This is a genomic window from Microbacterium sp. GXS0129 (assembly GCF_044769785.1).
Taxonomy (GTDB): Bacteria; Actinomycetota; Actinomycetes; order Actinomycetales; family Microbacteriaceae; genus Microbacterium; species Microbacterium nymphoidis.
On record NZ_JBIZVZ010000001.1, the window covers coordinates 473,778 to 497,909 of the forward strand.

The following is a 24,132-nucleotide window of genomic DNA, read 5'->3' on the forward strand; positions in this document are numbered from 1 at the left end:
TGCGGCACGGGCAGGAACTAGGCTGACACTCATGTCACTGCCGTCGGATGCCGAACGCCGTACCTACAGCTATCTGGGCCCGGCGGGGACGTTCACCGAGGCCGCCCTCGCCCAGGTTCCGGAGGCGCGCGGTCAGATCTGGCGTCCGGTGCACAACGTCGGCGAGGCCCTCGCCGACGTGACCAGCGGCCGCAGCGATGCGGCGATGATCGCGATCGAGAACTCCGTCGACGGCGGCGTCACCACCACGCAGGACGCCCTGGCCACCATCCCGGGTCTTCGCATCGTGGGGGAGTACCTGGTGCCGGTGTCGTTCGTGCTGGTCGCGCCGCGCGGCACGGCGCTCGCCGACGTGGCCCGTATCGCCGCCCACCCCGTCGCCTACGCGCAGTGCCACATCTGGCTTCAGGAGAACCTCCCCACCCATTCGCACGTCCCGGCCGCGAGCAACGTGGCCAGCACCATCGGTCTGCTCGACGGTTCACTCACGGTGGAGGCGGCGATCGCTCCGCCGAACATCACCGAGCACTACGACGTCGAGGTGCTGGCCGAGAACATCGGCGACAACGCGAATGCCGTCACGCGCTTCGTGCTCGTCTCCCGTGTGGTGGCACCGGTGCCCCCCACCGGCGCCGACAAGACCACGGTGATCGCCGAGCTCTCCGATGACCGGCCCGGTGGTCTGCTGGAGCTGCTGGAGCAGTTCTCCACGCGTGGCATCAACCTCGGCCTGATCCAGTCCCGTCCGATCGGCGACACCCTGGGCCGCTATCGCTTCATCATCGACGCCGACGGTCACGTACAGGATGAGCGCATGGCCGACGCGCTGATGGGCGTGCGCAGATTCAGCCCGCGCGTGGTGTTCCTCGGCTCCTATCCCCGTGCGGACCGGCAGGTGGTGCACTATTCGGACCGCTATGCGGACGAGCTCTTCGTCGAGGCACGAGACTGGTTGCGCGGCATTCTCAGCGGCGAACCGGAAGAGTGATCCCGGGTCGCCGGGAGTCGACCGAATCAGCGATGCGCGCCCGTGGCGCTGCGGCTAAGGTGGTCGGCATGACGGGGGACGACGACGGGTGGCGTTCGCAGTCACGGGTGCGCGACGCGTCGGTGGACTCGTTCATCGCGGGCTTCGTCACCGCCATCCGGCAGGGCCACGCGGAGGAGGCGGACCGGCTTGCCCGGCGCACCGCCATCAGCGAGATCGTGACCCGGGGTCTGCAGCTGCACGAGGCGCTGGGTGCGGTGCCGGTGGAGTCGGGCGTCGCCTCCCTCAGCGATCCGGCCCATCCCGGAATCCTGCTCACCGTCGCCACCGCCCGCGCCGAGGCGACCGGGTCCGTGGACGCCCTTGATCGTCCGCTGCGTGACGCCGCCCGTCGCCTCCTCGCGGAGCACCCGGCGTCGGCGGCGCAGCGGGCACGCAATCTCTCCTTCGCGGCGTTCGCGATGCATCTGATCGGGGACGAGGACGGTGCGCTGCGCATCGCGGCACGCGGGGCGGAGCTCGTCCTCTCGATCGAGCCGGGGGTGGGCTCGCGGGAGCTGCCCGAGTTCGCCGTCGCGGCGAGCGACCTCGCCATGGTGTACATGTTCTCGGAGCAGTACCTGCGCGCCGTGCGGCTGTGGTCGTGGGTGCGGGCGCAGGTGGCCGACCCTCGCGAGCCGGCTCTCATGCAGGCCGACTGGGGGCTCGCGATCGCGGGGACGATCGTCGGCGATCAGTCGCTCGTGGCCGCCTACACGCGACCTGCGCTGGATCCGAACCGTCAGGAACTCGGATCGGCGGTCGGTCGTGATCCGTGGTGGGCGCTGGTGCAGGCCGCGCGCATCTGGGCAGCCCTGGACCTCATCGATCCCGAGCGGGCGCTGCACATCACCATGCACGCCGTGGCGTCCACGAGCCCCTCGGTGCTCATCTCACCGCTGGGGACCGCTCATGCAGCCACGCTCCTGGCCCTGGGGCGACCCGAGGCCGCCATCGGGGTGCTGCAGGCACTTCCCGATGCGGCCCGCACCGTCACGGGGCCCGATCGCGGCTGGCGGACGACGCTGCTGGCGCTGGCGGAGGCCATGCGCGGCGGCGATATCGGGCCTCTGCTGCGCGCTCCCGGCCTGCAGGCCGATCCCTACCTGTCGGACGTGCTGCGCAGCCACGCGGCACTCGTCTCCGGTTCGGGCGATCTGACCGCCGCGCTGCGGGAGGACGACCGCCCCCGCTCTGTGCGAGCGACGGGGCTCTACGCCGTGGTCCGCGCCGCCGCTCACCTCCGGCTGGGCAATCAGGCCGCCGCGCTTTCGGAGCTCGCCCGGGTGGCGGAACAGGTCCCCGGGACGGGGCGGAGTGCCTGGGCACTGCTCCTGCCGGACGCCGACGTGCAGGCGCTGCGCGAACTCGCGCGGTCGGTCGATCGGCCTCAGCTCGCCGACGTGCTTCCGGAGCGCAGCGCGGTGACCGGCGCCGCCCGACGGGTGGAACTCACCGAGCGCGAGCGCGAGGTGCTGGCGCTCTTGCAGCAGGGCCGCACGAACGCGCAGATCGCCGCCCAGCTGTTCATCTCGCCGAACACCGTGAAGTTCCACGTGGCGAACATCCTCAAACGTCTGGGTGTCGCCAGCCGGGACGAGGCGGCGGCGCTGGGCGTGGCCGATCCTCCCTCCCGTTCGGTCCACGCCGGGTGAGCGGGTGGCGCGGACGGCTGTCCGCTCGCGCCGGCGAGGGGAGCGGGTAGGCTGGGCGGGTAGTCTTCCCCGCCCACCCTTCCATGCACCCGCATGGGGTTGTTGACTGGGATCACGAAGAGCGTTCGTCCCTGACGACGCCGATCGAGACAGTGATGAGGCCGCTCGCGCCCCCCTCGCGAGCGTCCTCATTGCACGGCCCCACGGCGTGCGCCCGATCGACGGCTCGGCACCCCCCCGCCGCCCGTCTCTTCCAGATCGGGAGATCGACCACTGCGATCGAGCGGCGGATGCCTCGCATCCGCCGCTCTTCGTCGTCTGAGCTCAGACCCTCGAGGACGCGGTCGCCACCGCGGAAGCCGCTGATGTGCCGACCCGGTGCGCGAGGCGCGTGGCCGGCTCGTCCACCCAGATCGTGAACAGGCACGCGACGATGAAAGACGCGGGCAGCGTCAGCCAGAGCGCCGCGGTCGCATCGGGCAGGAGAAGGGCGCCCGCGACGATGATGGGCACGTGGACGAGGTAGAGCCCGAACGAGATCCGGCCGAGGAAGCGCAGCGGCGGGATGCCGACGAACGTGGTGAGACGTGACGGCACGCTCAGCCCGAAGACCAGGAGCGCTGCGCCGAGGACGACGCTGGCGCTGAGCGCCAGGGATGCTCGGTCGGTGAGAGCGAGCCCGCCGAACGTGCGCGCCGCATCCGGCACGGCGATGAGCGCGAGACCCGCGCCGGTGGCCACCCATGACCGCCAGGGAGCGGGCTTCACGATGCGGGTGCGGTAGAGCTTCGCGACGGCGGCGCCAGCCACGAACATCGGACCGAACTGCAGGGCCGGCACCAGGAACCAGCCGCCGAGGCCGCTCAGCACCGCGCACAGCGCAACCGTGGCCCACAGCGACCAGTGACGGTCCACGCGGAGCACCAGAAGGAAGGCGAGAGGCAGGAGGAGGGAGAAGAGCAGCTCCCATTTCAGCGACCACAGCGGGTTGTTGAGTGAAGCGCGGCCGGTGATGAGGAAGAGGTTCGAGATCACGTCTCCGATGCTGAGCCGGTCGATCGTCGATGCCCGCACCCACGCGCTCTCCCCGCCGCGGGGCACGCCGAGGGTCAGGACCACGAGAGCTGCAGCGAAGAGCACCGACGCCGCCGACGGAATCCAGAGGCGAAGGAATCGGCGCGGGTAATAGCTCCACAGATTCATGGATCTGCCGCGCAGCAGCGGGAGCACCAGGACGAATCCGCTGAGGACGAAGAAGATCGTGACCGCGTTCGTTCCCATGCTCGCCAGTCGGAGGGGCGTGTCCCACACCCACCACGCCACCGAGAACGGCTCCGCCCGTTCCGCCGTGGTGGCGGTCGCGGAGTCCAGCTGGATTGAGATGAACCGGCCGAGGTCGGTGGAGATCAGCGCGTGCCAGATGACGACGGCCACAGCCGCGAGACCGCGCAGTCCGTCGAGCGCGTGCATGCGCGTGGGCGGACGGGTGATGCCACCCGTCGCCGTGATCGTCCCCGTCGTTGCCTCAGTCGTCATCGACACCCCCTGCGTACGAGGGGGAGTCTAGCTCGCCGCCGCGCCCGGCCTCGTTCTCTCTCCCCGGGTGCGACGAGGCAGGTTCGAGGCGGTGCGGCAACGAGCCCCGCGGCCGCTCACACGGGCGGCGTGGGCGTTCGCCGGCCTCAGGCGATGAGCTCCAGCGTCTGCATCCGCCCCGGAGCGGTCGCGAGATCCTCACCCTCGTAGGCACCCGCAACCGGCGAGATCATGACCTCGTCCAGGCCGTGTTTCGCGGCGAAAGCGGAGAGGTCGCTGCGCACCATGTCGCCGGTTCCCACGAACCAGCGAGCGCGCGCAGAGCCCATGAACTCCGCTGTCATCGCATCCTCGGTGGCGGCCTGGGCCGCATCGACGGTCTCCAGGGCCTCGAGAGGCTTTCCGGTGCGCATGCGCGCGAACATCCGCAGTTGCGGCAGGGCACGAGCCTCCGCTTCTTCGGCGGTCGGCGCAGCGACGACGTTCGCGGTCAGGAACGTCCGGGGCTCGGCGAGGTCGGCAGAAGGCTGGAAGGAGGTGCGGTACAGATCGAGCGCGCGTTCGAGCCCCGATCCGGAGAAGTGGTTCGCGAACACGTACGGCAGGCCCATCTGCGCCGCCAGCTGGGCGGAGAAGTCGCTCGAGCCCAGGAGCCAGACGTCGGGGCGGCCGATGGCCGCCGGAGTGGCGCGAACGACGTACTCGCCACCGCTCACGAACCGCATGCTGGCTCCGTCCTCGCCGGTGAGGGCCAGGATGTCGGCGATGTGCTGCGGGAAGCGCTCCACGTCGGACGACGTGCCGCTCTGGCGCAGCAGCTGGGTGATCACGGGATCGCTTCCCGGCGCCCGCCCGATTCCGAGATCGATGCGACCCGGCGCGAGCGCTTCCAGCGCGGCGAACTGCTCGGCCACGACCAGCGGCGCATGATTCGGAAGCATGACGCCGCCCGAACCCACGCGGATCCGGCGGGTGCGCGCGGCAGCTGCGGCGATCAGCACAGGGGGAGTGGTCGATGCCACCGCCGGCATGTTGTGATGCTCGGCGAACCAGTAGCGGCGATACCCCAGCTCGTCGGCGCGTACCGCGAGCTCCAGTGCGGAGGCGACGGCCTGCGTCGAGCTCTGTCCGGTGCGTACCGGGATGAGATCGAGGACGGAGAGGGCGAGCGGCGCGCTCACTTCGCGTTGATCTCCGTGTAGACCTGGGTGAGGGCCTGCTCGAAGGCCTCCGAGGGCTGGGCGCCGGAGATGCCGTAACGGCCGTCGATCACGAAGAACGGAACACCCTGGATGCCGTAGGCGGCAGCCTGTGCGATGTCTGCCTCCACCTCGCCGCGGAAGGCGTCGGCGTCCGCGACGACGCGGTCGGCGAGCTCAGCGCTCAGGCCCGCTTCGATGGCACGATCGCGCAGCAGAGTGAGGTCGCCGACGTCTTCGCCATCAGAGAAGTACGCGCGAAACAGGGTGTCCAGAACAGGCTGCTGGACACCTTCGGCGCGCGCCGCCTGGAGGAAGCGGTGGGCGTCGAACGTGTTGGACGGCACGGAATCCTCGAAGGAGAAGCGGAATCCTTCCGCGTGGCCCTGCTCGGTGAGGTGGCGGTGCGAGGCCTCCAGCTGCCGCGGGTCCATGCCGCGCGCGATGAGCTTCTGCGCCGCGGTTCCCGGTTCGCCGTGAGCGGGTGCGGAGGGGTCGAGCTGGTACGAGTGATACGTCACGTCGATGTCGTCACCGAACGGCAGCCCGGCACGGACGTTCTCCAGACGCTTGTCGCCGAGGGCGCAGAACGGGCATGCGACGTCTAGCCAGACATCGACGGCGAGGCGGTGGGAAGTGACGGGGCCGGTGCTGGTGTCGGTCATGTGGGCTGGAACGCGACGGAGGTGACGACTATTCCCCACGGCGGCGACGCGAAACGATCTGCCTCGATGATCAGATGAAGCGATGCACGAATCGTGGTGTTCTCGTGCACTACTCATCCAAATAGGACCAATGTGCATACACCACATCCATCCTTCGGCGCAAGGGGATAGCGAGAGGTCGACATGATGATGACCTCACGTTCCGCATGATGACGCGGAAGTGCTGGTGGCGTCAGAGGCTATGGACCGTGCATGACATGCATGATACCTTGCTGGCAACTCGCTGGGACATCCCCCGTTGTCCCCTGTGAGTCACAGCTGAAAATTCCCCCGAAGGAGCTCCCCCGTGCTCACGATTTCGCGTCCCCCCGTGCCCCCATCCGACACTGCACGGCGCCGACCACGCGGCCTGATCGCCACCGCCGCGATCGCGGTGGCGTCCGTGTTCGGGATAGGGATCGTCGCGCCACCGGCGGTGGCAGCGCCGACGGATCAGTCGGAGGCGTACGCGCGCCTTATCGACACGAACCTCCTGGGTGTTGATCTGCTGGATCTGATCACCGCACAGTCGGCGTATCCGAGCTCGCCCGGGGAGCATCGCGCGTCTATCGACGCCTCGGTCCTGGATGGGCTGATCGGCGTCAGCCTTCCGGGACTGTCGCTGCCACTCATCGGGAACGGCTCGAACGGTGGACTTCTGGATCTCGGGGCGTCCGCGCAGGCGGGTGTGCTGGGCGGCGTGGCGAACGCGTCGTCGCCGGTGGACGCGGTCGCGGCCAGCGGTGCGGTCTCCGGGTCTGGCGCGATCGAGCTCGATCCGGACGCCAACATGGACACCGGGTACGCCACAGTTCAGCTGACGGCGCTTCTCGGCCAGCTCGGGCTCTCCGAACTCAGCGATGAGATCATCGATGACCTCACACTCCGCCTCGGCGCGCTCTACTCGAAGGCTCAGGCCTCCTCGGGTACCACGACGAGCGACTACGTCGTTGCCGGCGCACAGATGCGGGTGTCCTCGCCGCTCGTCGCCGGCCTCACCGCCGCGCTCCAATCGACAGCGGAAACGGCCACGCAGGCGTTGTTCGCCACCGACGGAGTCCTCCAGACCGTGTTGAACGGCGTCAGCTCGGGATCGCTGGATGTCCTGCTTGCCAGGATCAGTCTGGGCACCCCGAAGATCTCCGCGACCGTGAACCTCGGGGATGTCACCTCCGCACTGCTGCTGACGCCGTTGCGCGATTCCAGCGGTCTTGTGTCCATCGACCTGGGCACGGGCGTGATCACCATCGATCTCGCGAAGCTGCATGCCGCGGGACTCAACGACCTTCCGGCCAACACGTCGCTGCTCACTGCTGCGGAGGTAACGCAGATCACCGACACCGTGGCATCGCTGCTCGGCTCGCTCACGGGCTACGTCGGCAATGCCGCCGTGACGGCGCTGCAGAGCACCCAGGTCACGGTGACCCTGAACCCGACCGTGAGCGTTCTTCCCGGCAACCCGCTGGTCAGCGTGGAATCGGATCTGGCCATCACCCTCTCCGGAACGCTGAGACAGTTCACCGACTCGACCCAGCCGGCGCCGGTCGTCCAGAGCACCGGTGGAATCACCCTCACCTCGGCTTTGGGCGATACCGAAGTACCGCTCGGTAGTGTGCTCAACCTTGTGACGAACACCACGCTGCCTGCGATCCGGCTGGCGCTGTCTCCTGTGCTCGGCGTCGCCGGCGCCGGAACGGCCGCGATCACCGCCGCACTGCAGTCCACCGTGGCTGGGGTCGTGGATGTGCTGCGACCCGTGCTCGACGACGTGCTCAACCAGATCGTCGACCTGACCGTGAACCAGCAGGACACCGCGGACGGCATGTTCCGTGTCCGCGCGCTCACGGTCTCGGTGCTCCCCGGAGCGAACGTCATCGAACTGCCCCTGGCCACTTCCGCCGTTCGCGCGCTGGCGGTGGCCCCGGCCCCGGTCGCCACCTCTCTCTCCCCGACCAGCGGCCCCACAGCCGGTGGCACGGCCGTAACCATCACCGGCACGGATCTGGGAGGCGCGACCGCCGTCACGTTCGACGGCCTCTCCGCCGCCGTCACCGCCAACACGCCCACCTCGGTGACGGTCTCGACCCCGCCGCACGCGGCAGGCCCCGTGCCGGTCGTGGTCACCACCGCGGGCGGGACAACCAGCCCGCTCACCTACACCTATGTCGCGGCTCCCACCCTTGCCGGGCTGACGCCGAACCATGGCCCGGTCGGGGGAGGCACCGTGGTCACGATCACGGGCACCAACTTCACCGGTGCCAGCGCGGTGAGCTTCGGCGGGACCGCGGCCCAGTCGTACACGGTGAACTCGCCGACGCAGATCACCGCCACCTCGCCCGCACACGCGGCCGGCCCGGTGGATGTGACGGTCACGACGGCCGGAGGCGCATCGCTTCCGCAGACGTTCACGTACTACGACCAGCCGGTCATCGGAGGCGGCGGCGCGATCGGGCTCGACCCTGATCGGGGCTCGACCGACGGCGGTACCGGCGTGACCATCACCGGCACCGGGTTCCTGGGCGCCGACGATGTCACCTTCGATGGCGACAGCCGGCCGTTCACGGTCGTGGACGACACGACGATCACCACCACGACCGCGGCGCACGCGGCGGGACCCGTCGACGTCGTCGTCTCGAACCCGGACTTCGCCAGCGACCCGGCCGTCTTCACGTTCGTGCCGCTTCCCGCCATCACCGGGCTCACGCCGACCTTCGGTCCCGTTGCCGGCGGAACATCGGTGACGATCGCGGGATCCGGATTCGCGGACGCCAGCGTCGTCACGTTCGGCGGCACGGACATCCCGGTGGGCGCGCACACCGACACGTCGATCGTCGTCTCTTCGCCGCCGCACGCCGCGGGACCCGTGGATGTGACGGTCACCAACTCGACCGGTGCCAGTGCACCGCAGACGTTCACTTACTACGGCACGCCCGTGATCGGCGACGGACTCGGCGACATCGGTCTGGATCCGGTCAACGGACCCTCGACCGGCGGGACCGTGGTGACCATCACCGGTTCTGGCTTCACCGGTGCGGACTCGGTCACCTTCGACGGCACCGACGTGGCGTTCAGCGTGATCTCCGACACCGAGATCGAGGCCACCACGGCGGCGCACCCCGCGGGCGCGGTCGACGTGGTCGTCTCGAACCCGCTGGAGAGCAGCGACCCTGCCACCTTCACGTTCTACGACGCCCCGGTGATCGGTGACGGCGGTCCGGGCACGGACGGCCTCGACCCGAGCCAGGGGCCGACGGCCGGCGGCACCGTGGTGACCGTGACCGGTGAGAACTTCGTCGACGGCCTGACCTCGGTCACGATCGGCACCACCGTCATCCCGGCCGCGAGCGTCACCGTGACCTCCGGCACCGAGCTCGAGTTCACCACCCCGGCACACGCCGCGGGAGGCGTGCCCGTCACGGTGACAACTCCCGGAGGCACCTCCAACGCGCAGACCTTCTCCTACTACGACACCCCGGTGATCGGAGACGGCGCGGGCGACATCGGTCTGGACCCCGATCGTGGTTCCATCGCCGGCGGCACGCCGGTGACCATCACGGGAACCGGCCTCGCCAACGTCACCTCCGTGACCTTCGGTGACCAGCCTGCCCGGAGCTTCACGGTCGACAGCGACACCCAGATCTCGGCCGTCACCGAGGCGCACGTCGCCGGATCGGTTCAGGTCTCGGTCGCAAACCCGCTCACCACCAGCAACGAGGTTCCGTACCTGTACGTGCCGGTGCCGGCGCCGACGAGCCTCTCGCCGACGTTCGGTCCCACGGCGGGCGGCACCTCGGTGACCATCACGGGCACCGGATTCGCGGGAGCGACCCAGGTGGACTTCGGTGGCACGGTGCTGCCGCTGACGAACCAGACCAGCGACACCACGATCGTCGTCAGCTCGCCGCCGCACGCTGCGGGGGGTGTGAACGTGACGGTCACCAACGTGTCCGGCACCAGCGCTCCGCTGTCGTTCACCTACTACGGCCAGCCCGTCATCGGCGACCCGGACGCGGGCATCAGCGGACTGGACCCGGATGAGGGCCCGGTGGCCGGCGGCACGGCGGTCACCATCACGGGCACCGGCTTCACCGGTGCGAACGCGGTGACCTTCGGCGGCGCCCCGGCTCGCTCGTTCACGGTCGTCGACGACACGCGGATCGATGCGGTCACCGAGGCTCACGCCGCCGGTGCCGTCGACGTGGTGGTGTCGAACCCGTCGCTCTCCAGCGACCCGGCGACCTTCACCTACTATGACGTGCCGGTCATCGGCGACGGCGGTCCGGGCACGGACGGCCTCAACCCGAGTGCCGGCCCGTCTGCGGGCGGGACACCGGTGACGGTGACGGGCGACAACTTCGTCGCCGGTCAGACGTCGGTCACCATCGGCGGCGCGGTCATCGCGCCGGCAGCGGTGACGGTCGCGTCCGAGACCGAACTGTCCTTCACCACCCCGGCACACGCGGCAGGGGCGGTGGATGTCACCGTCACGACGCCGGGCGGTACGTCGAACGCGCAGACGTTCACGTACTACGACCAGCCGGTGATCGGCGATCCGGACACCGGTATCAGCGGCCTCGACCCGGATGCGGGACCCGTCGCGGGCGGCACTGAGGTGACCATCACGGGCTCGGGCTTCGCGGATGTGGACGCGGTGACCTTCGGCGGTGCTCCGGCTCGCGAGTTCACGGTGGTCAGCGACACGCAGATCGATGCGGTGACGGAGGCGCACGCCGCCGGTGCCGTGGACGTCGTGGTCTCGAACCCGGCGCTGTCCAGCGACCCGGCGACGTTCACCTACTACGACGTTCCGGTCATCGGCGACGGTGGCCCCGGAACCGACGGCCTGAACCCGTCGTTCGGCCCGGTGGCCGGCGGTACACCGGTGACGGTGACGGGTGAGAACTTCGTCGCCGGTCAGACGTCGGTCACGATCGGCGGCACGGTGATCGCACCGGCGAACGTGACCGTCGCCTCCGCAACGGAGCTGTCCTTCACCACTCCCGCTCACGCGGCGGGCGCGGTCGATGTGACCGTGACGACGCCGGGCGGTACGTCGAACGCGCAGACGTTCACGTACTACGACCAGCCGGTGATCGGCGATCCGGACACCGGTATCAGCGGCCTCGACCCCGACGCCGGCCCCATCGCGGGCGGAACCGCGGTGAGCATCACCGGAACCGGCTTCCTGGGTGCGGACGCGGTGACCTTCGGCGGCGTCGCTGCGGCGTCGTTCACCGTGGAGAGCGACACCCTGATCGAGGCGGTGACGCCCGCACACGCTGAGGGCGCCGTCGACGTCGTGGTCTCCAACCCGTCGTTCGACAGCGACCCGGCGACCTTCACCTACTACGACGTGCCGGTCATCGGCGACGGCGGTCCCGGAACCGACGGCCTCAACCCGAGCGTCGGCCCCGCAGCGGGTGGCACCCCCGTAACGGTGACCGGTGAGAACTTCGTCCCGGGTGAGACGTCGGTGACGATCGGTGGCGTGGTCATCGCGTCGGCGAACGTGACGGTCGCCTCCGGTACGGAGCTGTCGTTCACCACTCCCGCTCACGCGGCGGGCGCGGTGGATGTGACGGTCACGACGCCGGGCGGTACGTCGAACGCGCAGACGTTCACCTACTACGACCAGCCGGTGATCGGCGACCCGGACACCGGCATCAGCGGTCTGGACCCGGATGCGGGCCCGACGGCAGGCGGCACGGCGGTCACCATCACCGGTACCGGTTTCGCGGACGTGGACACGGTGATGTTCGGGGACATTCCGGCTCGCTCGTTCACGGTTGTCAGTGACACACGCATCGACGCGGTGACCGAGGCTCACGCCGCGGGCCCGGTCGACGTGGTGGTCTCCAACCCCGCGGTCTCCAGCGACCCGGCGACGTACACCTACACCGACGCTCCGGTGATCGGCGATGGCGGTCCCGGTACCGACGGCCTGAACCCGTCGTTCGGCCCCGTGGCCGGCGGCACCGCGGTGACGGTGAGCGGTGAGAACTTCGTCGCGGGCAAGACGTCGGTCACGATCGGCGGCACGGTGATCGCGCCGGCGAACGTGACGGTCGCCTCCGGTACGGAGCTGTCGTTCACCACGCCGGCGCACGCCGCGGGCGGGGTGCCCGTCACGGTGACGACGCCGGGTGGCACGTCGAACGCACAGACGTTCACGTACTACGACGTTCCGGTGATCGGCGATCCGGACGCGGGCATCAGCGGTCTCGATCCCGAGGTCGGTCCGGTGGCCGGCGGCACGGTGGTGCAGATCACCGGTACCGGATTCACCGGTGCCACGTCGGTCACGTTCGGCGGCGACGCCGCGGCATCCTTCACTGTCGAGAGCGACACGCTCATCGAAGCGGTGACGGCCCCGCACGCAGCAGGTGCAGTCGACGTGGTGGTTGCCAACCCGTCCTCGGCGAGCGACCCGGCGACCTTCACCTTCTACGACGTTCCGGTGATCGGTGACGGTGGTCCTGGTACGGACGGCCTGAACCCGTCGTTCGGCCCGGTGGACGGTGGCACGGCGGTGACGGTGACGGGTGAGAACTTCGTCGACGGTCAGACCTCTGTCACGATCGGCGGTACGGTCATCGCACCCGCGGACGTCACGGTCGCCTCCGACACCGAGCTGTCGTTCACCACCCCGGCGCACACCGCCGGAGCGGTGGATGTCACGGTGACGACTCCGGGCGGCACGTCGAACGCGCAGACGTTCACATACCTCGGCCAGCCCGTCATCGGCGACCCGGACACCGGTATCAGCGGTCTGGACCCGGATGCGGGCCCGGTGGCCGGCGGTACGGCGGTGACCATCACCGGCACCGGATTCACGGGAGCGAACGCGGTGACCTTCGGCGGTGCTCCGGCTCGCGAGTTCACGGTGGTCAGTGACACGCAGATCGATGCGGTGACGGAGGCGCACGCCGCCGGTTCCGTGGAGGTCGTGGTCTCGAACCCGGCGCTGTCCAGCGATCCCGCGACGTTCACCTACTACGACGTTCCGGTCATCGGCGACGGTGAGCCCGGAACCGATGGGCTCAGCCCCTCGTTCGGTCCGGTGGCCGGCGGCACGGCGGTGACGGTGACGGGTGAGAACTTCGTTCCGGGTGAGACCTCGGTCACGATCGGCGGCACGGTGATCGCGCCGGCGGATGTGACCGTGGACTCCGAGACCGAGCTGTCCTTCACCACGCCGGCGCACGCCGCCGGTCCGGCCGATGTGACGGTGACGACGCCGGGCGGCACCTCGAACGCGCAGACGTTCACCTACTACGCGACGCCGGTGATCGGTGATCCGGAGATCGGCGACCTGGGTCTGGACCCGGATCACGGACCGACGGACGGCGGCACCACGGTGACGATCACGGGATCCGGTTTCACCGGGGCCAACCAGGTCACCTTCGGCGAAGCGCCGGTGGCATCGTTCACGGTGGTCGACGACGGCACGATCACGGCGGTCACCGCGGCACACGCCGCCGGCGACGTGGACGTGGTGGTGTCCAACCCGGCCGCCTCCAGCGACCCGGCGGTGTTCACCTACGAGCAGTCGACGGGCCCCGCGGCACCGACCGTGGACGGCATCACGCCCGACAACGGCCCCACCAGCGGCGGCAACGAGGTGACCATCACCGGCGGCGGCTTCACCCCCGGCATCACGGTCACCGTGGACGGTGTTGAGGTGCCGGTGACGGTGGTGGATGAGAACACCATCACCATCACGATGCCCGCGCACGAGGCCGGTGTGGTCGAGATCGTGGTGACCACCGAGAACGGCTCCAGCAGCCCGGTGGAGTACACCTACGTGGCACCGGGCACCACGCCCACGCCGACGCCGACCGCGACATCGACGACGGGGCCGACCACGCCGGTCATCCCCAGCGCCACGCCGACGCGCGGTCCGGGCGGTAACCTGCCCGGCACCGGAACCGATCTGCCGATCGGACCCCTGGCGCTCGGCCTGATCGTCCTGCTGCTCGGCGTGGTGGTCGCGGCTCGCCGCACCCGCCAGGCTGATTGATCGGAAGCAGGACCTGAGGGGAATCTGAGGACCCCGGCGGATCATCCGCCGGGGTCCTCTCCCGTGACGTCCGGGGTCATCTCGCATATGCCGACGGCGAACACCGGCATACCGGCCCTCCGGCGTCGTTACAGTCTTCCTAGGGCGCATTCCCTCGCGCCCCGAGGAGTTGACGATGTTCGAGAGATTCACCGACCGTGCCCGTCGGGTGGTCGTCCTCGCCCAAGAAGAGGCGAAGATGCTCAACCACAACTACATCGGTACCGAGCACATCCTGCTCGGTCTCATCCACGAGGGTGAGGGCGTTGCCGCCAAGGCCCTGGAGTCCCTGGGCATCTCGCTCGACGCCGTGCGCGAGCAGGTTCAGGACATCATCGGCCAGGGTCAGCAGCAGCCGACCGGTCACATCCCCTTCACGCCGCGCGCGAAGAAGGTGCTTGAGCTGTCTCTGCGCGAAGCGCTGCAGCTCGGCCACAACTACATCGGGACTGAGCACATCCTGCTCGGTCTCATCCGCGAGGGCGAGGGCGTCGCCGCCCAGGTCCTCGTCAAGCTCGGCGCCGATCTGAACAAGGTCCGCCAGCAGGTCATCCAGCTGCTCTCCGGTTACCAGGGCAAGGAGCCCGTGGGAGTCTCCGGTGCAGCCCAGGAGTCGCCGTCCGCGCCGCAGGGCGGTTCGGCCGTGCTCGACCAGTTCGGCCGCAACCTCACGCAGGCGGCGCGCGACAACAAGCTCGACCCCGTCATCGGGCGTGAGAAGGAGATCGAGCGGGTCATGCAGATCCTCTCGCGTCGGTCGAAGAACAACCCGGTCCTCATCGGTGAGCCCGGCGTCGGCAAGACGGCCGTCGTCGAGGGACTCGCGCAGGCCATCGTCAAGGGCGAGGTGCCCGAGACCCTGAAGGACAAGCAGGTCTACTCGCTGGATCTCGGCTCGCTGATCGCCGGCTCCCGGTACCGCGGTGACTTCGAGGAGCGCCTGAAGAAGGTCACCAAGGAGATCCGCACGCGCGGCGACATCATCGTCTTCATCGACGAGATCCACACGCTCGTGGGTGCCGGTGCGGCCGAGGGCGCCATCGACGCGGCCTCGATCCTGAAGCCGCTGCTGGCCCGCGGCGAGCTGCAGACCATCGGTGCCACCACGCTCGACGAGTACCGCAAGCACTTCGAGAAGGACGCGGCGCTGGAGCGCCGCTTCCAGCCGATCCAGGTGGCCGAGCCGTCGCTGCCTCACGCGATCAACATCCTCAAGGGGCTGCGCGACCGTTACGAGGCGCACCACAAGGTGCAGATCACGGACGGTGCGATCGTCGCGGCGGCCAACCTCGCCGACCGCTACATCTCGGACCGCTTCCTGCCGGACAAGGCCATCGACCTGATCGATGAGGCCGGCGCCCGCCTGCGCCTGTCGATCCTGTCCTCCCCGCCGGAGCTGCGCGAGTTCGACGAGAAGATCGCCAAGGTCCGTGAGGAGAAGGAAGCAGCCTCCGAGAACCAGGACTTCGAGAAGGCCGCATCGCTGCGCGACGAGGAGAAGAGCCTGCTTGCCGAGCGTCTGCGTCTGGAGAAGCAGTGGCGCTCTGGTGACGTCGCCTCCCACGCGGTGGTCGACGAGGGCCTGATCGCCGAGGTCCTCGCCCAGGCCACCGGCATCCCCGTCTTCAAGCTCACCGAGGAGGAGTCCGCTCGCCTGGTGTTCATGGAGAAGGCGCTGCACCAGCGCGTCGTGGGTCAGGAGGAGGCCATCGCGGCTCTCTCCCGCACCATCCGCCGCCAGCGTGCCGGTCTCAAGGACCCCAACCGCCCGTCCGGATCGTTCATCTTCGCCGGTCCTACCGGTGTCGGCAAGACGGAGCTGGCCAAGGCTCTGGCGGAGTTCCTGTTCGACGACGAGGGTGCCCTCATCTCGCTCGACATGAGCGAGTTCGGTGAGAAGCACACGGTCTCGCGTCTGTTCGGTGCTCCTCCCGGATTCGTCGGCTTCGAAGAGGGCGGTCAGCTCACCGAGAAGGTGCGTCGCAAGCCGTTCTCCGTCGTCCTCTTCGACGAGATCGAGAAGGCGCACCCCGACATCTTCAACTCGCTGCTGCAGATCCTCGAGGAGGGTCGACTGACCGATGGTCAGGGCCGCGTGGTCGACTTCAAGAACACCGTCATCATCATGACCACGAACCTCGGTTCGTCGGCCATCGCCGGTGGCCCGGTGGGCTTCCAGATCGAGGGCAACTCGCAGACCACGTACGAGCGGATGAAGGGCAAGGTCGACGAAGAGCTCAAGCGGCACTTCAAGCCGGAGTTCCTCAACCGCGTCGACGACGTGATCGTCTTCCCGCAGCTGAGCAAGGACGAGCTGGTCCAGATCGTCGACCTGTTCGTCAAGCGACTCCGCGACCGCCTGCTGGACCGTGACATGACGGTCGAGCTGTCCGAGGCCGCCAAGCTCCGCCTCATCGACCTGGGCTACGACCCGGCGCTGGGTGCACGTCCGCTTCGCCGGGCGATGCAGCGCGAGGTGGAGGACCAGCTCTCCGAGCGCATCCTCCAGGGCGAGCTGAACGCAGGCGACCACGTGAAGGTGGACGTCGCCGATGGCAAGTTCGTGTTCGAGCACGCCCCCCGCGGCGAGAAGGTCGCGATCGGCGCGGGCACCGCTCCCGCGATCGACGTCACCCCGGACATGATCGCCGGCGAGTAATCCGTCTCGACCAACGCCCCGCGCTCTGCGCGGGGCGTTCGTCGTATTCCGGGGGAGTGGTCTCACTCTGTGCTCTCTGCGGCCCGCCCGGCCGCCGTTTGTGAGACCACGCCGTGCGGTGGTCTCACAAAACGTCGCGGCTCGCCGTGGCGGCAGCAGAAGCTGAGAGCAGTTCAGCTCAGCAGGCGCTCGCGCACGGCGGCGGCGGAACGGAGGAGAGCACCGCGGCAGGGGGCGTCGGGGCCGAGCTCGGACAGCCGGAACTCGATGGGGAACATCAGACGACGCGCGATCGCGTCCTGGAGCAGCGCGGGCAGCGTCGACTCCGACCGGGGGATCGTCGTGTTCAGGATGATCGCGTGGGGGTCCAGGGTGAGGGCCATCGCGGCGGCACCGAGCGCGATCTGCTCCGCGAAGGCGCGGACGGCGTCGAGCGCGTTCGGGTCGCCCTCATCGGCGGCTTCGAACGCCCCCGCCACCGTGTCGGCGCTACCGGCCGTGAGCGCCAGCCGGGCGCCTCGCCAGCCGATGTTCGCCAGCGAGCCGATCTCGCCGGCCGCACCGTTGGCACCCATGGCCACTTCGCCGTTGATGATCGAAGCCGCCGAGATCCGGTGTCCCGTGCGCAGGAGCACTGCGGTCTCTCCCGGCACCACCGAACCCGACATCGCCTCCAGGTGCGCGGCCAGCTTCGTGTCGTTGTCGAAGGAGACCGTGACGGACGGGAAGGCGGCCATGACGCCGGTGCGCAGGTCCCCGGTGATCCAGGCAGGCACGACGTGACTGAGCACGGGAACGCCGGCCGGATCGATCACCGCGGGCATTCCCACGATGAGCGAATCGATGCGTCGTGCGTCCAGGCCGCCGTCCTGCACGAGGGCGTCCACCATCGCGCGGATCGTCGACAGAGCGACCTCCGGATCACGCAGGTCCATTTCCCACCGGGCGGCGCGGGCGACGGGAGCACCGCGCAGGTCGCCAGCCAGTCCGGTGATCGCACCGGGACCGATGTCGACGGCGATCAGCGAACCGCCGGCGGCGGCGAACGCGTAGCGTCGGGCGGGTCGTCCGGCACGACCGGTCCGGGTGGTCTCGACGGTGACGTAGCTGGTGTCGACCAGATCGGTCAGCACCGCCTCCACAGTCGTACGGGAGAGTCCGGTGGCCTCGGCGAGCTGCGTGGAGGTGAGGGCCGCGTCGGCATCCCACAGGCTCGCCAGCACCGCGCGCTCGTTGAGCCGGCGCATCATCGCCAGATCGGTGCCCGTGGTGTCGCTCGCCATGCCATCTGGAATATCACAGCGGCGCACGCCGCGTCATCTCGGGCCGCGCCCATCTGACGGGCCTAGGATTTCTGACGTGTCCGAGATCGTCGTCCGACCTGCCCGCACCGACGATGTGCGTGCCATCCACAGCCTCCTCGAGCCGCTCGTCGATCGAAAGATCCTGCTGGGCAAGGAGATGGTGGCGCTCTACGAGGCGGTGCAGGAGTTCATGGTCGCCGAAGTCTACGGGGAGATCGTCGGCTGCGGCGCGCTGCACGTGATGTGGCGCAGCCTCGGCGAGGTGCGCACCCTCCTCATCCGCGAGGACTGGCTGCGCCACGGGATCGGCGGCCGTATCGTCGAGGCCCTCGAAGAGAAGGCCCGCGCGCTGGGGCTGCGGCGGCTGTTCTGCCTGACCTTCGAGGTGGAGTTCTTCTCCCGCCATGGCTTCGAGCCGATCGACGAGAAGCAGGTGGTGAGCGATGAGGTCTACGCGCAGCTGCTGCGCAGTCCGGACGCGGGTGTGGCGGAGTTTCTCGACCTCGCCCACGTGAAGCCCAACACTCTGGGCAACACGCGCATGCTCAAGCACCTCGGCCCCCCGGAGCGGGCGTAGCCGCCGGCGCTCGGTGCGCCCTCAGGCCCGCTTCGGCCGGGCGGTCTAGCCTGGTGTCGTGATGAACGCCACCCCTCGCCGTCGGCAGTCGCCCGCCGTGTACCGCCGCCGGCGTCTCGCCGTGCTGCTGGTGCTGCTGGTCGTCGTCGCGGCGGTGGTCGTGCTCATCTGGCAGCCGTGGCGCACCGGCGCCGCGACGCCCGATGCGACCGCGCCGGTGACGACTCCGGACACCGGCGATTCGCCGCCCCCCGCGACCGATGCGGCGGCGACCGATACGCCGACGACGGACCCGTCCACGCCGGCGGAGCCCACCAGCACCGAGCCGCAGGCATGCACGGCGGCGCAGGTCTCGGTCAGCGCGGCCACGGACAAAGACCAGTACGCGGCCGGAGAGAACCCCCAGCTCACCCTGACGTTGACCAATACCTCAGCCGGTCCCTGCACGCTGGACGTGGGCACGGCCCTGCAGGTGTTCAGCATCTCCAGCGGCAGCGATGTGTACTGGCGGTCCACCGATTGCCAGGCCAATCCCACCAACCAGGCCGCGACGATCGAAGCGGGGCAGAGCGTGTCGTCGCAGACGCCCGTCATCTGGGACCGCACGCGGTCGGATCCGGCCACGTGTGACGACCCCAACCGCGAGGTCGCCCCCGCCGGCGGTGCGTCGTATCACCTGAGTGTCTCGATCGGCGGCATCGCCTCCACCGAGACCCGCCAGTTCCTCCTCTACTGACACCTCCTCGTCTCTGCCCGGCCGCGAGGCTTCCGTCCGCGGGAGACAATCGTCGGATTGCGCTGCTCGGCCCACCGGGGGAAGCCTCGCGGTGTGAGTGGGTCGCACCACGGCGGGGAGTGGTATAGGCTGAACCCAGCTCCCGGTTCACTCGATTGTGAGTTGTCCCCAGCAGCGAACGCCGGCAAACGTCCCCAACTTCAGCCGATGCATCAATCGTTCCGGAGAGCAGCGGGCCCTCTCACATGCCCCGGCCCCCAATGGGTCATCTGAGAGGGCCCACCCCTTTTTCCCGATCGCGGTGGCGTGCGTCCGGGCGGATACCCTGGATCCATGGCGTCAGCTCGCAAGAAGATCACCACGAAGGAGTTCCGCTCCGAGGCGCTCGCCCAGGCGCTGGAGAAGCAGGACATGGCCGCGGTCGCGCTCGCACTGCGCAACGGCAACACGGTGGTTCCGCTGCTCAAGCCCGGCGGCCGCGACAACCCGCTCGACGGCGGCGAGGTGTGGACCTACCGCGACGCGAGCACCGGACAGGTGGCGTTGCTGCTGTTCAGCGATGCCCGCAACAAGCCCGCGAACCTCCCGCCGGGCGTCGGCCTGTTCTCACCCCTCTGGCTGCGCGACTTCCTCGAAGAGCATCACGAGGAGATCACCACCGTCTTCTTCGACATCGCCGGCCCGCACGTGATGCAGGCGAGCGTCGACGACCTGCGCTCGGCGCTGGCACTGTGAGCGTCGCCGTGCGCCGCAGCGCGCTCATCGCCGCCGTCGTTCTGCTGGGCGCATCGCTCACGGGATGCTCCGTCTTCTCGGGGGCGGGGGACGAGGAGGTGCCGGATTCCGGACCCGTGGCCTACTACCCGAAGGCCAGCTCCGAACTCACCGACACGGCGGCGGGCAAGCTCGCCGTCACCGCCGAGTGCGTGACGCTCACGGCAGAAGACGGGAACACCGTGCTTCCGGTCTTTCCCGTGGGGCAGGCGGAGTGGAACGGCACCACTCTGACCGTGGGTACGCAGACCGTCGCCGCCGGTGAATCGATCGACCTGCGCGGCGGCTACGTCGACAACGGGATGATCGGGCCGGTCACGTATGTCCCGGCCGGATGCACGTACGACCGCATCTTCTTCGTCGCGGCAGAGAAGGCTTCCGCATCACCGAGGAGCTGATTCGTTTCATTTCGCGTTTGACGTTCGAGGCGACGCTCGGCAGGATCGATGTTGACGATCACATTTCAACGTTGACATGGCGAGGCACGAATGCACTACGGCGGCGACTACAACCCGGAGCAGTGGCCCCGCGAGGTGTGGAACGAGGACATCGACCGCATGCGCGAAGCCGGCGTCACGATGGTGAGCCTCGGCATCTTCTCGTGGTCGCGGATCCAGCCCGACGAAGGCGTCTTCGATTTCGAGTGGCTCGATGACATCATCGACCGGCTGCATGCGGCCGGGATCACCGTCGACCTCGCCACGGCCACCGCGTCGCCGCCGCCGTGGATGCACCTGAAGTATCCGGAGATCCTGCCGGTGACGGCCGAGGGCACCACCCTCGGACCGGGTAGTCGCCAGCACTACGCGCCGAGTTCCCCGGTGTACCGGCGACTGGCCGCGGAGCTCGTCAGCGCGATCGCCGCGCGTTACGCGAACCATCCGGCGGTCGTGATGTGGCATATCAACAACGAGTACGGCTGTCACCTCGTGGCGGACTACTCCGATGCCGCCGCCGTCGCCTTCCGGGACTGGCTGCGGGCGCGCTACGGGTCGGTCGCCGCCCTGAACGCGGCATGGGGCACGAGCTTCTGGTCGCAGATGTACTCGGACTTCGAGCAGGTGCTCCCGCCCCGCGCGGCGCCCTACCACCACAACCCGGCGCACCGTCTCGACTTCCACCGGTTCACCTCCGACTCCATGCTTGAGCTGTACCTGATGGAGAAGGAGATCATCCGCGCGTCCGGGGCACTGCAGCCCATCACCACGAACTTCATGGGACAGTCGCCCACCGTGGACTACTGGAAGTGGGCGCCGCATCTCGACGTGATCAGCGACGACTGCTACCCCGACCCCAACGATCCGGATTCGTTCCGCACGGTCGGCGGGTTCCATCGCGATCTGATGCGTTCGTTCGCGGGTGGACCCGGCTGGCTGCTGATGGAGCAGGCATCCGGGGCGCTGAACTGGCGACCTGCCAACGCGCCGAAGGCTCCGGGTCAAATGGCGGCGCTCAGCATGCAGGCCGTGGCCCGCGGCGCGGACGGGGTGCTCTTCTTCCAGTGGCGGCAGTCGCGGGCAGGGACCGAGAAGTTCCACTCGGCGATGCTCCCGCATGCGGGAACCGGCACCCGCATCTGGCGTGAGGTTGTGGCGCTGGGCGAGACCCTGGCCGAGCTCCCGGCGCTTCCCGAGACGGACGACACCGCTCGCATCGGGCTGGTGTTCGAGTACGAGAACATGTGGGCGCTCTCGGGCACGGATCATCCGGTCGGCATCGACTACATGGAGATCGTCAAGCGGTGGTACGCGGCGTTCGACGCGGCCGCGATCGGGGTCGACTTCGTGCACCCTGCGGCGGATCTGACCCGATACGACCTGGTCGTTGCGCCCCAGCTTTACCTGCTGACCGATGCGGCCGCTGACAACCTGCGGGATTACGTCGCGGCTGGCGGCACTCTCCTGGTCGGGGCGTTCAGCGATGTGGTGGACGAGCAGGACGCGTTCCTTCCCGGGGGCTTCCTCACCCGGCTCGGCGAGACGCTGGGCATCCGGCTCGAGGACTTCGGTGGGCTGGTCCCCGCGGCGGAGCAGGGACCCGGCGAGCGGGTTGTGCGCGTGGTTTCGGGCGACGGCGCCATCTCGCCGTTCGAGGGTGAGCTGCTGGCCGAGGAGATCCATGCGACGCGTGCGGAGGTGGTCGCCCGATTCAGCGGCGGCCGTCGGGATGGTGACCCGGCGCTCACGGTGAACAGCGCCGGTGCCGGGCGGGCCTTCTATCTCGCGACGATTCCGACCACCGCGGCGACGCGCGCCCTCGCACCGTACTTCGCAGCCCAGGCCGGGGTGGCGCCGCTCATCGCCGAGTTGCCTGCGGGCGTCGAGGTTGCGCGCCGGGGATCGGTGCTGACGGTGATCAACCACTCGACCGACCCGGCGCACGTCAGAGTGGCGGGGAAGGACATCCGCACGGACGAGCGCGTGGAGGACCCGGAACTGGAGCCGTTCGGCTGGGTCATGCTCCGCACGTGACCGTGCGGGGGACGTGAGTGCGTGCGGGCCCGCTGGAGCGACCACCGACCGCGGGTCAGAAGTCCGGGGACTCCTCACCCGCTCGGGGCAGCGTCCGGGTGTTCAGGATGTTGAGCACCCCGGCGAGGTCCTGGAAGCGTTCATCCACGACGTGCGCATACCCCAGCCGGGCGGCCTCGCTGCGGCGACGTGCGGCCTGGGTGACGGCACGCACCTCGCTGGCGAGGGAGAGCTCACCGATGGCGGCGACCGTGCGCGGGATCGCCCGGTTCTTCACGGCGTGGTAGACCGCCACGGCGATGGCGAGGTCGGCGGCGGGCTCCGTGAAGCGGACGCCTCCCACCGTGGAGACGTAGACGTCCTGCCCGCTCAGCCGGAGCCCGGCCCGGCTTTCGAGCAGGGCGAGCACCATGGCAACGCGCGCGCCGTCGACCCCCTGCACGACGCGTCGGGGGTTGGGAGCGCTGGTGGCGATGGTGAGCGCCTGCACCTCCACGGCGAGTGCGCGTCGGCCTTCGAGAGCGATGCCCACACACGTGCCGGGCTGCGGCTTGCCGCGGGAGAGGAACCGCTGGGAGGGGTCGGGGACCTCCGCGATGCCGTCGCCGGTCATCTCGAAGCAGCCAACCTCGTCCGTCGCCCCGAAACGGTTCTTCAGCGAGCGCAGGAATCGCAGCGCCGTCTGCGGATCGCCCTCGAACTGGCAGACCACGTCGACCAGGTGCTCCAGGAGCCGGGGCCCGGCCACCTGTCCGTCTTTGGTGACATGGCCGACGATGATGATCGGCAGGTCGCGCTCCTTGGCCACCCGCACCAGCGTGGCCGCCACCTCCCGCACCTGGCTGGGGTGCCCCGCCGCACCATCGGAGAGCGCGGAGGAGACCGTCTGGACCGAGTCGACGATGACCAGCCCCGGCTCGACGGCATCGATGTGGCCGAGGATGGTGCCGAGATCCGTCTCGGAGGCGAGGTAGAGCTCATCGTCGAGGGCTCCGGTGCGTTCAGCGCGCAACCGGACCTGGGCGGCCGACTCCTCGCCGCTGGCGTAGAGCACGCGCCGGCCCGAGCGGGCTGCCGCCGCCGCAACATCCAGCAGCATCGTGGATTTGCCCACGCCGGGTTCCCCGGAGAGCAGGATGACGGCACCGGGTACCAGCCCGCCGCCCAGGACGCGGTCGAACTCGCCGACTCCCGTGGTGCGGCGGGGGACCTGCGTGGTGTCGACCTGCGTGATGGGCCGCGCAGACCGATCGGAGGCCGGGATGACCGCCTGCACCTGCGGCCGGGCGATGCCGGTCTGCTCGGCCGTCTCCACCACCGTTCCCCACTGCTGACACTCGCCGCAGCGGCCCACCCACTTCGGCGCCGTCCAGCCGCACTCGGTGCAGCGGTATCCGGCGGTGCTCGCGCGTTTGGTGGTGGCCATGTCTC

The 24,132-nt window shown here is 69.3% G+C and carries 14 protein-coding genes; 9 read left to right on the forward strand and 5 right to left on the reverse strand.

The features are described from left to right. Positions 1-31: 31 nt before the first annotated feature. Positions 32-988 (forward strand): prephenate dehydratase, encoded by a 957-nt coding sequence (gene pheA, locus ACIQJ5_RS02095; RefSeq protein ID WP_402840412.1) that lies wholly within the window; start codon positions 32-34, stop codon positions 986-988. Between the two features lie 68 nt (positions 989-1,056). Next, positions 1,057-2,682 (forward strand): LuxR C-terminal-related transcriptional regulator, encoded by a 1,626-nt coding sequence (locus ACIQJ5_RS02100; RefSeq protein ID WP_308070562.1) that lies wholly within the window; start codon positions 1,057-1,059, stop codon positions 2,680-2,682. A 324-nt stretch (positions 2,683-3,006) separates the two neighbouring features. On the opposite strand, the gene ACIQJ5_RS02105 is transcribed toward ACIQJ5_RS02100, so the two are convergent. The 3 genes from ACIQJ5_RS02105 to ACIQJ5_RS02115 form a co-directional block, all read right to left on the reverse strand. Beyond that, positions 3,007-4,218 (reverse strand): acyltransferase family protein, encoded by a 1,212-nt coding sequence (locus tag ACIQJ5_RS02105; RefSeq protein ID WP_402840417.1) that lies wholly within the window; start codon positions 4,216-4,218, stop codon positions 3,007-3,009. A 146-nt stretch (positions 4,219-4,364) separates the two neighbouring features. After that, positions 4,365-5,399 carry an MsnO8 family LLM class oxidoreductase gene (locus ACIQJ5_RS02110; RefSeq protein ID WP_402840420.1) on the reverse strand — a complete coding sequence of 345 codons (1,035 nt, stop codon included), beginning with the start codon at positions 5,397-5,399 and terminating at the stop codon, positions 4,365-4,367. Then, positions 5,396-6,082 (reverse strand): DsbA family protein, encoded by a 687-nt coding sequence (locus tag ACIQJ5_RS02115; RefSeq protein WP_231090681.1) that lies wholly within the window; start codon positions 6,080-6,082, stop codon positions 5,396-5,398. Before ACIQJ5_RS02115 ends, ACIQJ5_RS02110 begins: the two co-directional genes overlap by 4 nt. A 370-nt stretch (positions 6,083-6,452) precedes the next feature. Here ACIQJ5_RS02115 and ACIQJ5_RS02120 point away from each other — a divergent pair, with 370 nt between their 5' ends. Both ACIQJ5_RS02120 and ACIQJ5_RS02125 read left to right on the forward strand, forming a co-directional pair. Next, positions 6,453-14,141 carry an IPT/TIG domain-containing protein gene (locus ACIQJ5_RS02120; protein ID WP_402840424.1) on the forward strand — a complete coding sequence of 2,563 codons (7,689 nt, stop codon included), beginning with the start codon at positions 6,453-6,455 and terminating at the stop codon, positions 14,139-14,141. Between the two features lie 175 nt (positions 14,142-14,316). After that, the gene (locus ACIQJ5_RS02125) at positions 14,317-16,839 is read left to right on the forward strand and encodes an ATP-dependent Clp protease ATP-binding subunit (protein ID WP_231090679.1); all 2,523 of its coding nucleotides are present in this window, start codon (positions 14,317-14,319) and stop codon (positions 16,837-16,839) included. Positions 16,840-17,012: 173 nt separating this feature from the next. Here the strand turns inward: ACIQJ5_RS02125 and ACIQJ5_RS02130 are convergent, their stop codons facing one another. Further along, complete coding sequence (locus ACIQJ5_RS02130; protein ID WP_231090678.1) at positions 17,013-18,122, reverse strand: ROK family transcriptional regulator; 1,110 nt, start codon at positions 18,120-18,122, stop codon at positions 17,013-17,015. Between the two features lie 76 nt (positions 18,123-18,198). Between ACIQJ5_RS02130 and ACIQJ5_RS02135 the strand changes: the two genes are divergently transcribed. The 5 genes from ACIQJ5_RS02135 to ACIQJ5_RS02155 all read left to right on the forward strand — a co-directional run bounded on the left by ACIQJ5_RS02135 (position 18,199) and on the right by ACIQJ5_RS02155 (position 22,701). Then, positions 18,199-18,720: an amino-acid N-acetyltransferase gene (locus ACIQJ5_RS02135; protein ID WP_402840428.1), complete on the forward strand. Its 522-nt coding sequence runs from the start codon at positions 18,199-18,201 to the stop codon at positions 18,718-18,720. A gap of 61 nt (positions 18,721-18,781) precedes the next feature. Next, positions 18,782-19,456, forward strand: a complete 675-nt coding sequence (locus ACIQJ5_RS02140; RefSeq protein WP_231091388.1) for a hypothetical protein — start codon at positions 18,782-18,784, stop codon at positions 19,454-19,456. A gap of 333 nt (positions 19,457-19,789) precedes the next feature. Beyond that, entirely contained in the window at positions 19,790-20,191 is a 402-nt protein-coding gene (locus ACIQJ5_RS02145) for a dehydrogenase (protein WP_231090676.1), read from the forward strand. Continuing rightward, the gene (locus ACIQJ5_RS02150; protein ID WP_402840433.1) at positions 20,188-20,628 is read left to right on the forward strand and encodes a hypothetical protein; all 441 of its coding nucleotides are present in this window, start codon (positions 20,188-20,190) and stop codon (positions 20,626-20,628) included. The genes ACIQJ5_RS02145 and ACIQJ5_RS02150 overlap by 4 nt, the downstream gene beginning before the upstream one ends. A 90-nt stretch (positions 20,629-20,718) precedes the next feature. Beyond that, a complete protein-coding gene (locus ACIQJ5_RS02155; protein ID WP_402840436.1) occupies positions 20,719-22,701 on the forward strand; it encodes a beta-galactosidase in 1,983 nt (660 codons plus the stop codon). A gap of 55 nt (positions 22,702-22,756) precedes the next feature. Here ACIQJ5_RS02155 and radA read toward each other — a convergent pair whose 3' ends face one another. Further along, positions 22,757-24,127 carry a DNA repair protein RadA gene (radA, locus tag ACIQJ5_RS02160; RefSeq protein ID WP_231090673.1) on the reverse strand — a complete coding sequence of 457 codons (1,371 nt, stop codon included), beginning with the start codon at positions 24,125-24,127 and terminating at the stop codon, positions 22,757-22,759. Positions 24,128-24,132: the final 5 nt, after the last annotated feature.